Source organism: Rahnella ecdela (genome assembly GCF_019049625.1).
Classification (GTDB): Bacteria; Pseudomonadota; Gammaproteobacteria; order Enterobacterales; family Enterobacteriaceae; genus Rahnella; species Rahnella ecdela.
Window position 1 is genome coordinate 1 of record NZ_JAFMOY010000088.1, and the last position, 10,424, is coordinate 10,424.

Genomic DNA, 10,424 nt, shown 5'->3' on the forward strand with positions numbered 1-10,424 from the left:
GTTTTAAGGCCTTTAGCCAGTTCAGCCGCAAGGGCTTTAAGTTTCTTTTCGTCCATAATTTACCTGTCTCCGTTGCTGGAGTGAACATATCAAAAACAGGCAATTACACAATTTTAATTACAGTCTCGATAACGATGATCGTCAAAACGATATACAACCTGAACGGGCGGTTCTTTGGCCTGCGCCAAAGAGTTCATTAGCACCAAAAACATCCCTGATAATATTGCCAATCCTTTTATTGTCTTTCCCTGTTCTTTTGCGAAACCTATATCCGGAGTCATTTCGCTTTTCCCGCATCCATATCGCAGCGCATATGATCCCATCCCTGATAGTTTTTCACTTCGGGTACGTGATCGGGTAAGTCCTGCCAGTTGGTTTTATGTTCCTGAGTAGTTCCTTCCAGTCCTAGTTTGGTCATATAAACCATTCCCCAGGCTTCACCTGGATATTGAGCTTCAAGAACCTGCACTTTGCCATTTTCCAATGTGTAAGGAATACCCGGCCCACCGGGAAGAATGCGCGGGTCTTCAAAAGGCTTTGATGAGGTATAGAGGCTGTGTTTTGTTTGTAAGAAACCCTGGTCGTTGACCACGGTAAAGGATGAGACATCCTCACGAGGAGCGCGATCCATGCCATTTAGTTCATTGGGACCGGGTGAGAAGCCGGCAACTTGCCAGGTTTGTCCATAATCTTTTGATATGATAAAACCATCCGACTCCCAATTAGGCAGAGCAATGTAATGTTCTGAAGGATGGACAAATTTACGCGTAAAAATCCGGTAAAACTGGCTTACAGGTTCAGTGTGGATACCCCGCACTGTATCGGTGTACCAAAGTTCACCTTCGCAATCATATCCTTTCAGTTCCAGATACCGATGATCGTCAAAACGATATACAACCTGAACGGGCGGTTCTTTGGCCTGTACCAAAGGGGTCATTAGCAGCAAAAACATCCCTGATAATATTGTTAATTCTTTCATTGTTATTCCTTTTTATTTTGCGAAACCTATATCCGGAGTCATTTCGCTTTTCCCGCATCCATGTCGCAGCGCATACGATCCCAGCCCTGATAGTTTTTCACTTCGGGGACGTGATCGGGTAAGTCCTGCCAGTTGGTTTTGAATTGGGCGGTGTTTTGCTCTAGTCCTAGCTTAGTCATATAAACCATTCCCCAGGCTTCTCCTGGGTATTGGGCTTCGAGAATATGATTAGCACCATCCTCAGAGACGAAAGGAATACCCGGCCCACCGGGAAGAATGCGCGGGTCTTCAAAAGGTTTTGATGAGGTATAGAGGCTGTGTTTTGTTTGTAAGAAACCCTGGTCGTTGACCACGGTGAAGGATGTGACATCTTCGCGAGGCGCATAATCATCCCCATTAGGTTCATTGGGGCCTGGTGAAAAACCCACACTTTGCCATGTTTGACCATGATCTCGGGATACTATAAATCCGCCAACTCCCCAACCGGTAATAGCAATATACCTTTCTGAAGGATGGACAAATTTACGCGTAAAAATACGATAAAACTGGCTCACAGGTTCAGTATGGATACCCCTTATAGTATCGGTGTACCAAAGTTCACCTTCACAATCATATCCTTTTAATTCCAGATACCGGTGATCGTCAAAACGATATACAACCTGAACGGGCGGTTCTTTGGCCTGCGCCAAAGAGTTCATTAGCACCAAAAACATCCCTGATAATATTGCCAATCCTTTTATTGTCTTTCCCTGTTCTTTTGCGAAACCTATATCCGGAGTCATTTCGCTTTTCCCGCATCCATGGCGCAGCGCATATGATCCCAGCCCTGATAGTTTTTCACTTCGGGCACGTGATCGGGTAAGTTCTGCCAGTTGGTTTTCAGTATCTGGGTAGTTCCTTCCAGTCCTAGTTTGGTCATATAAACCATTCCCCAGGCTTCACCTGGATATTGAGCTTCAAGAACCTGCACTTTGCCATTTTCCAATGTGTAAGGAATACCCGGCCCACCGGGAAGAATGCGCGGGTCTTCAAAAGGCTTTGATGAGGTATAGAGGCTGTGTTTTGTTTGTAAGAAACCCTGGTCGTTAACCACGGTGAAGGATGTGACATCTTCGCGAGGCGCATAATCATCCCCATTAGGTTCATTGGGGCCTGGTGAAAAACCCACACTTTGCCATGTTTGACCATGATCTCGGGATACTATAAATCCGCCAACTCCCCAACCGGTAATAGCAATATACCTTTCTGAAGGATGGACAAATTTACGCGTAAAAATACGATAAAACTGGCTCACAGGTTCAGTATGGATACCCCTTATAGTATCGGTGTACCAAAGTTCACCTTCACAATCATATCCTTTTAATTCCAGATACCGGTGATCGTCAAAACGATATACAACCTGAACGGGCGGTTCTTTGGCCTGCGCCAAAGAGTTCATTAGCACCAAAAACATCCCTGATAATATTGTTAATTCTTTCATTGTTATTCCTTTTTATTTTGCGATACCTATATTCGGAGCTATTTCGCTTTTCCCGCATTCATGTCGCAGCGCATACGATCCCAGCCCTGATAGTTTTTCACTTCGGGGACGTGATCGGGTAAGTCCTGCCAGTTGGTTTTGAATTGGGCGGTGTTTTGCTCTAGTCCTAGCTTAGTCATATAAACCATTCCCCAGGCTTCTCCTGGGTATTGGGCTTCGAGAATATGATTAGCACCATCCTCAGAGACGAAAGGAATACCCGGCCCACCGGGAAGAATGCGCGGGTCTTCAAAAGGTTTTGATGAGGTATAGAGGCTGTGTTTTGTTTGTAAGAAACCCTGGTCGTTAACCACGGTGAAGGACAAGGCATCCTCGCCGGGAGCGCGATCCATGCCATTTAGTTCATTGGGGCCTGGTGAGAAGCCGGCAACTTGCCAGGTTTGTCCATAATCTCTTGATACTCTAAACCCGGTAACTTCCCAGCTAGGCACAGCAATGTAACGTTCTGAGGGATGAATTAACTGGCGTGTAAAGATTCGATAATACTGAAAGTATAATTGGGTATGTATACTCCGTTGCGCATCGGTGAACCAGAGTTCACCCTCGCAATTCCAGCCTTTCAGCTCCAGATAACGATGATCGTCAAAACGGTAGACTACCTGCGTTGGGGGCTGCTGTGGTCTGGCCTGGCATCCGGTGATTGCCAGCGTCAGCATCAATGTTGTCAATCCTTTCATAGTCTTCCCTGTTATTTTAACTTTGAGTCAGCTAGCGGTTTAGGCATATCCCATTGCAGGTTATCTACTTCCTGATTATGGATTTCCGGATAGCGCGCAGGTTTTACGGTGGTGCTGTTGAAATAATTATTCACCACATCGTTTGGAAGAGCTCCATCGGGCTTATTCATAAACCATTTAGTTCTTTCTTCGATAAGTAGCCCAGTCTCATAGTATTCTTTTGCCGCTGGAAACCCATTCTGCGGGTCACGCCAGTCCGCCCGATGCAGCAATGCTTCCCAAAATTTTCCGTCCTGAAAATCAAAAGACTCACATTGACCAATAGCCAGATCAAACGCCATGGCATGCGAAGGTGTAGGCTCACTCATCACAATGGATGAATGCTGGCTATAGGCAACAGGATCCGTTGCCAGCCATTCTTTTTCCAGTTCTTCACGTGTTTTAAGCCACGTCAGCTGCAATTGCATGGAATCTTTTGTACCTATCACGATGCCTTCAATGACATTCTTTTGCCTCTCGGTACTTTCAATTTCCCGTTCTTCGGGTGTCAGAACATGTCCTGGTCTCCACGAATAGGGCATTCTGTTCATTATTGGGAAGTTTGACGTGAGAGTCCGGTTCATGATCCCCGCTTTAGCCGAGTAGGAAATATCCTGATCGGGACTGTCCGGATCGATAGTGGCTTCGTAAGGAGTATCGCTGGTTTTGGGATCGTTATCCGGGTGATTGTCCTCGCCCATCAGCTTGAAGGTGAAGGGCTCTGGCAATTCTTCACCATTTACTATCACATCTTCATAGTCATAACTGGCGTTCATCACAGGTGTGGTTTTGTAGTCGCCCTCCTGTTTTTCAGGCATTGAGAAGGGTTTACCGTCAGGTTTATTACCTACGACTGCATGCTGATAGAACACTCGCTGATAGAGGTTAGGCATATCCCGCGCAACCTCTTGCGGTATTCCACGCCAGCCAAATCCCTGGATATTTGCAAGCGAAACGGTGCCATCGTCCGGGCAAAAATAGTTATAAATCTTGCCATTATTGTTACGGCTAAAGCGCAGATCGCTGTGCCATTTGTTCTGGTCGGCCTCCCCAAGCAGACATAACTCCTCAAACTGCTTAATTTCCCCGCCATTATGAGGACCGCCTCTGTATTGTGTCGCCATCAGCTTGCAGAAGTTTTTGAGTGTCTTTTCCCTCGCTTCTGTCGTCTGATGATGGCCTTCCTGGAGATTTTCACTGAACCGGCTTTCCAGTGAGTACGGGGAGTGATTAAGGATGGTGCAGTTGACCGGTTTTTGACCTGCTTGTTTAACCAGTATATTTGCCAGCATAGTAATAATGGTGCCCTGACTGTGGGCGACAATATTAATCACGTCATTTTCAGTCACAGGATTGCTTCGGATCTGACGTATCAAATCCGCCAGCCGCTGTGCGGCAAAAAACTGATAGATGCGGTGCGGGTTATTATAGATGGGGTGGGTGTAATCCCCGCCGTTCATATACAGAGTGGCAAATCCCGCCGCCGCAACGACTGTACCGCCAGAACCCGGCCCGAGCATATCCGGAATGTTGGTTGTCGCATTGGCAAATGTACCCCCATTTTTGGCGTAATTTTCATCAAGCGTATTTTTAAAACAGTCATTCTGAAACTTTACGCTGTTATGGCCATCATTCCCCTGAGCAGCCATCTTTTTCGGATCATTTTCCTGGTAGGCATCGTAAGGGAGTTTGGCCCCATTGCTTAGCTTACTGACCTCATCACGGTAACGTTTTTGATCTGCCATGTAATCATCATGCGTGACAGGCTTATAGCCCCAGTAAAAAGGGATGACTGGCGAGCGGCCGGCCGCAGTACTGGATTTCTGCGGGTCTTTTGCCGGGATGGCGAGGTAATCTTTCCAGTCATGTGCGCTTAAATCCGTGCGGCTGAGACGATTATTCAGTCCGGTAATGATCCCTGTTTCCTGATTCTGATAAGCTTCACCGACATCGTTCACCCCATGAACCAGGATAACAATACAAGGCATCGGTTTAGGTTTGTCTTCCTCTTTGTTTTCGGCCTCATCACCGGTTGTGGGAACATCCTTCACAGGCATGTCCTCCGCAAGTTCCGGCAGCGGAGCCTGCACTAATCCTGCCATGTTCACCGTATTCCGGTGATTCATAAACATCTTATCTGTCAGGCGGCATGCGGGTTTGCCTTCAAAGAACACATCAAATGAATGGCTAATCCAGTCGGCTTCCGCTTTGTTTGTACCGGATTTAACGCCGCCCATTGAACCTGATTCATCATAAATACTGCGGGCAAATTTTGAGCCGAAATTAGCAATCATGTTGCCGCCGTCGGCAAATACGCTGCTGGTGCCGTTGGTTAAATCGGCGGAATAAGCTTCGTTTTCATAGGGCACTGGTATGGCAAATGGAGGGGTTTTACAGACATCAGGCAATGTGTTGTGAGTGACCCCGCCGCTGCCTTTATGGCATAGCGTTAATCCATTAATATTAATCGTTATCATACTGTTCCACTCCCTGGGTTATTGGCTTAAGCACCACCGCACAGCGTTGATGATCGTCTGAACTGGAGAGCACTAAAGTACATTTCCCATTGCTTTTATCGTGGTCTGATTTTATCTGCCACGCCGCCAATGCCAGATGGGTGACTATGCTGGCGCAGCCTAAATCACCGCTGGCCAGCACCGGTGCAATACGCTGGAAATCGTCACTGAGAAAGCCACCTAAGCGAGAAAGGGTAAAACCGTATTCATCAAAGCGATAAATCTCACCATTCACATCGGTGAAAAGATGCGAAATTGTATTTATATCGGCTTGTTTTATCGCCTCATGAGCAGCAGCACTCAGCCCTCGTCCGAGACAGGGCTGGTCATCGTCATGTAAAACAGGTTCTTCAGCTGCGGCAATGCCTGGCAAAGCGCACCAGCAAGAAAAGGATTTTGTCGGTGCTAATACCAGCACCGCAGCGCCTTCACCGGGAATACGACCATGGGGATTTATGCGAGGTTCGCCTTTATAAAGACTATGGCTGCCGTGTAACAGCCTTTGCTCTTCGAGCCATATCAGCGTTTCAGGCTTTAACCAACTCTCGACCGCGACGAGAATATCCAGAGTTAATTTACTGTCTTGCCGTTGTAACTGACGGATCTGAAGCAATGCTTTCCCGGCTTGTGCATGATTGCCCCGCAGAACATTAACTTGCTGACAGTCGGGTAAATGCGCTGATAGGGATGCTGTAAGCACCAGTTCAAGTGCGGAATGAACTCCGGGTCTGTCAGCCGGGGGCAATACAAGCCAAAGCCTTGTTGGAAGACTTATCAGGTCTCCCGCTGATAACAGCGCATCTTGCATTGCACTGTCTGCAAGCACCTGCCAGCGGGTAATATCAAAAGCCAATTCACGTTGTGGGAAATAGCTGGCTTTCACGGGTATCCCGCAACGGTCAGTAGTAAAAGGAAGCTTACGGGAAAGAGAAAACTGCGTTCTGACGGCGATATCTGCCAGTGCCAGTGTCGGGCCTGAAGGAAATGAACAGCCAGCAGCGATAATTCCAAGACTCATGATAGTTTCTCCCATTCCGTGAAGCGGGTTGGGAGAACCGGCGGATGCACATTCAGACGTTTCTTTTCAGTAATTGTCGTGACATCCAACATGTTGACCTTCCGGTGGCAGGGGAGTGCGGTATGCCAAACGACACTCAGTCTTGGGTAATCCGGCTCAATAATGACTGTATGTATCTTCGCCCTGTGCATGCTGACACTGCCGTCGATGAACTGAGTTCTGAAACTGAAGGAAATTTTGGGAATTGCGAAACTGAGAATATTTGATGAGCTGAACGATGGTGGTGTAAGGTTCGCCAGTGTAACGATCTCGTTTCCTCGCAATTGACCTGCGGCATACTGTGGCGGAGGTGCGACCTGCCAAAAACGCGGGTCAAAATCTTTGGGTGTTAAAGGGGAGCGGGTTTCCTGCCAGTACTTATCATAAGTTCCCGCATGACAAACGCGTCCCGGCCACTGGCGGGGCACGGCACCAAAGCCCGGATATCCTGAGTCTGATAAAAATTCAATCTGTGGAAGTCGTGATTGACCTTTTTCCGGGTTTTCATCTACAGCTATTCCGAGAGGATTGTAAATACCTTCCCCAGAAAAAGGCCCCTGCGCCATGTAGGAATACCCTAAAGGTATTTTCAGGAATTTTGAGCTGGCATCGTAAGAATCTCCATTCCAGATACGCTGACCGCTTATGCGTGCAAGGCGGCATATTCCAGATAATTTCATACCTATAAATAGTCTGTTCACAGGATTGTTATTGGGGGCCCAGGCATGGCCATTGAGTATGATATCTGTAGAGTCTTTTTCTGGTCCTAAATCTGTTTCATATAATATTTCTTCGCTGTCAGGAAACATCACAATGCCACTATTAACCGGTAACGGTGAGGTTAATTGAGTTGAACCGTCAGCGCGGATGTCATAGGTTGCTTTCATCGCTACGACCCAAACTTCGGCCCCGTTAACATCTCTGTACCATCCACGTTCTGCACTGTAAGGGGTTTCATTTTTTAGGCTCCACATCCTGTGTTCCTTAGTTAATATCAATACGCCCGCCAGACAGGCGATTAACACCTTCTGCATCGCTGAGGATATAGTCGCCTTTCAACACAATTTTGCCGTTGGGGTAAAGAGTGATGCTTGATTTTCCGCAGCTGAGAGTAATTTTCTTTTCCGAAGAAATAATAACTTCATCAGCAACTTTACTTGTCGCGTTATCATTTTGTGTAACTGGTCTGTCTTTGGTGCCTAGCATATTTTTTGCATCCTTATTTTCCCGATACTCATATCAGAAAATACGAAGAAAAGAGGGGGTATGGAGAGTGCTGACTTCTTGTTTCAGGTATTGCAAACGAGCAATAGCCAGAGGATGCAGCGCAAGTAAACCACGTTGTAAAACTGAACGCTGTCCTGCAACTGTCGCAGGATATCCGCCGGTATAAGCAGACGTTTTTTCAAAGTCGCGGGAGTTGACTCCCCACCATTGCTCAAAGGCAGGTTTATCTGGCCAGCTGAGATCTTCGTCAGCCTCATTTTCTGGGATCGTGCCATCCTGAGCCAGGTGTGAGGAGGATTCAGGAAGCAGCGATGGCTTATGCCAGCCAGCCTGTTCCGGGCTCATTCCGGTAATCATAACGATAGAGGCAGTGCTCAGGCGGGCATAGTCCGGTGAATCGAGATATTCACTGAGTATGGAAATGTTTTCTGGCACACCCGATATTCCCAGAGCGCTGAGATACAGACGCCGGTCAGATGATTTCTGACTCAGCACATGAAGACAATGCGATGGTGAATAACCGGTATTGAGAAGGTATAACCGTACTGCTCTTTCCCGGACTTCATCGTTATTACATTGAATAAGCCGGAGAAGTAACGTCTCAATAGAAATATCCTGACAGGGTAAGTGGCGTACCAAAATTGTTTGTAATGCCTCCAGACTTATCTGAAAGTCTGGAGAGTTTGCGAGTTGAGTGACCAGAGAAAAGTAGTCTGGATGCCGTTGCTGATGAAGTGCATAAATTAACCCCGGAATTGCCACCGGCAAGACAGTGAGCTTGTCAATTTCACACTCTGTTAATACAGGTGCTTGTGGTAGTCCAATTTTCTGGTAAGCAGCAATAATACGGAAAAGTGGATTGATAAATAGGCGTTCCCAGAGCGGAGACTTTACGGGAGCCCATGCAATAAGAGGATTAATTACGGGCAGTAAATGTGGCATTACCTGCATTAGTCCCAGGCATCCCTCCAGCAATTGAATATTACCCGAATGGAATGCGAAGAGACCTATTGCAAATACATCGCCACGACTTAATGGTGATTCGAGTTGCGTCTCAAAGTAAGAATACGCGTCATTTTTAAGATAAAGCAAACCTGAGAGATAAGTTTGTAATCTCCTGTCCCACTGAATCAAATCATCAGTATTGTGATGATAGGAGCGCAGAAGACTATTACGACGACGATAATCCAGCGATAGCATATCTGCATATTGCTCTGCGAGCAGCGGGGCGACACCGGTCTTGAGATTAATCATCAGTTAATATTGACCTTACCTGAGACTTGTTTGATGTCTTTTTCACCATTGATCAGAATTTTTACTCCATTCAGGGTAACCGTCCCATCCTTCTTCATGGTCAGCAGACATTCGCCGACTTTGATGGTGAGACTGTCCTTTACCGTCAGCGTGTAGTTTTCGCCGATGGTAATCGACTGTGATTTTTTGACATTTTGTGTATCGGCCCCTGTAACATCACTGCTCTGGTCTTTGCCAACTTTGGCATGACGATCGTTAGTCACATCGAGATGTTGATCATTGCCAACTGTTGTACGGTGGTCATGTGCCACATCGAGCTTTTGGTCGTTACCAACCGTAACCTGACGATCATTTGTCACCGTCGTTTTCTGATCATGTCCGGCGGCTTTCTCTTTACCGACCGTCACCGTCTGCCCTTTGCCCACCGTCTCTGTGTGGTCAACCGTCACATCCGTCATCCGGTTATTCAGCACCTTAGTCTTCATGTCCTTCTGGGCATGGATCGACAGCAATTCCTGTGCGGTGGCATCTTCAAACATCAGCTCGTTGTAACCGCTGCCTTTGTAGGTTTGCGAGCGGATCGCCATCTGCGTTTTAGTGCCGGGTAAGCTACCGGGTGAGCGGTTGCTGGCGTGATAGGTGCGGCCGGCGATGATCGGTTGATCCGGGTCGCCGTTGAGGAAATCGACGATCACTTCCTGGCCGACGCGCGGAATGGCGATGTTGCCAAAACCGGTGCCTTCCCATGCCTGCGAGACGCGGATCCAGCACGAACTGCCTTCGTTGGCTTTGTTGTAACGATCCCAGGCAAATTTCACCCGCACGCGCCCGTGCTCATCGCAGAAAATTTCCTCTCCCGGCGGGCCGGTAACAATGGCAATCTGCGGGCCGTCAATGCGCGGTTTGGGATGCGGTACCGACCGCCACGTTTGCGACGCCGGGATCACCTGAAAGTGGCTGTAAAGTGTGGTTCCCTGACCTTCGTTGCCTATCAGCGCCTGCGGCTGGTCGCCCTGAATTTCGCAGGCGATCACCTGCCACTGAGAGTTCAAATCCTCACGGGGATGGTCCGTCAGCGCAAAGCACAAACCCGGCTGCATGCGCGGGGAATTAGACGTTCCGGAGACCATATCCG

The 10,424-nt window shown here is 47.7% G+C and carries 10 protein-coding genes and 1 pseudogene; 1 reads left to right on the forward strand and 10 read right to left on the reverse strand.

Annotation, left to right across the window (positions count from 1 at the left end):
• Nucleotides 1–200, forward strand: a pseudogene (locus J1784_RS00765) (hypothetical protein); the annotation flags it as partial.
• A gap of 77 nt (nucleotides 201–277) precedes the next feature.
• Here J1784_RS00765 and J1784_RS00770 read toward each other — a convergent pair.
• From J1784_RS00770 to tssI, 10 genes are all read right to left on the reverse strand, one after another.
• On the reverse strand, nucleotides 278–979 hold the full coding sequence (locus tag J1784_RS00770) for a T6SS immunity protein Tli3 family protein (RefSeq protein ID WP_217147644.1): 702 nt from the start codon (nucleotides 977–979) through the stop codon (nucleotides 278–280).
• Nucleotides 980–1,017: 38 nt separating this feature from the next.
• Nucleotides 1,018–1,692: a T6SS immunity protein Tli3 family protein gene (locus tag J1784_RS00775; RefSeq protein ID WP_420803941.1), complete on the reverse strand. Its 675-nt coding sequence runs from the start codon at nucleotides 1,690–1,692 to the stop codon at nucleotides 1,018–1,020.
• 65 nt (nucleotides 1,693–1,757) lie between these two features.
• Nucleotides 1,758–2,459, reverse strand: a complete 702-nt coding sequence (locus J1784_RS00780) for a T6SS immunity protein Tli3 family protein (protein ID WP_238485327.1) — start codon at nucleotides 2,457–2,459, stop codon at nucleotides 1,758–1,760.
• 38 nt (nucleotides 2,460–2,497) lie between these two features.
• Nucleotides 2,498–3,196 carry a T6SS immunity protein Tli3 family protein gene (locus tag J1784_RS00785; RefSeq protein ID WP_217147645.1) on the reverse strand — a complete coding sequence of 233 codons (699 nt, stop codon included), beginning with the start codon at nucleotides 3,194–3,196 and terminating at the stop codon, nucleotides 2,498–2,500.
• A gap of 11 nt (nucleotides 3,197–3,207) precedes the next feature.
• Entirely contained in the window at nucleotides 3,208–5,712 is a 2,505-nt protein-coding gene (locus tag J1784_RS00790; RefSeq protein WP_217147646.1) for a T6SS effector phospholipase Tle3 domain-containing protein, read from the reverse strand.
• Nucleotides 5,699–6,769, reverse strand: coding sequence for a hypothetical protein (locus J1784_RS00795; protein WP_217147647.1), 1,071 nt, complete (start codon nucleotides 6,767–6,769; stop codon nucleotides 5,699–5,701). The genes J1784_RS00790 and J1784_RS00795 overlap by 14 nt, the downstream gene beginning before the upstream one ends.
• Nucleotides 6,766–7,782, reverse strand: a complete 1,017-nt coding sequence (locus J1784_RS00800; RefSeq protein ID WP_217147648.1) for a DUF2169 family type VI secretion system accessory protein — start codon at nucleotides 7,780–7,782, stop codon at nucleotides 6,766–6,768. The genes J1784_RS00795 and J1784_RS00800 overlap by 4 nt, the downstream gene beginning before the upstream one ends.
• A gap of 10 nt (nucleotides 7,783–7,792) precedes the next feature.
• A complete protein-coding gene (locus J1784_RS00805) occupies nucleotides 7,793–8,014 on the reverse strand; it encodes a hypothetical protein (RefSeq protein ID WP_120508420.1) in 222 nt (73 codons plus the stop codon).
• A 33-nt stretch (nucleotides 8,015–8,047) separates the two neighbouring features.
• The gene (locus J1784_RS00810) at nucleotides 8,048–9,289 is read right to left on the reverse strand and encodes a hypothetical protein (protein WP_217147649.1); all 1,242 of its coding nucleotides are present in this window, start codon (nucleotides 9,287–9,289) and stop codon (nucleotides 8,048–8,050) included.
• On the reverse strand, nucleotides 9,289–10,424 hold a 1,136-nt coding region (gene tssI, locus J1784_RS00815), incomplete at its 5' end, for a type VI secretion system tip protein TssI/VgrG (RefSeq protein WP_217147650.1). The genes J1784_RS00810 and tssI, both read right to left, overlap by 1 nt.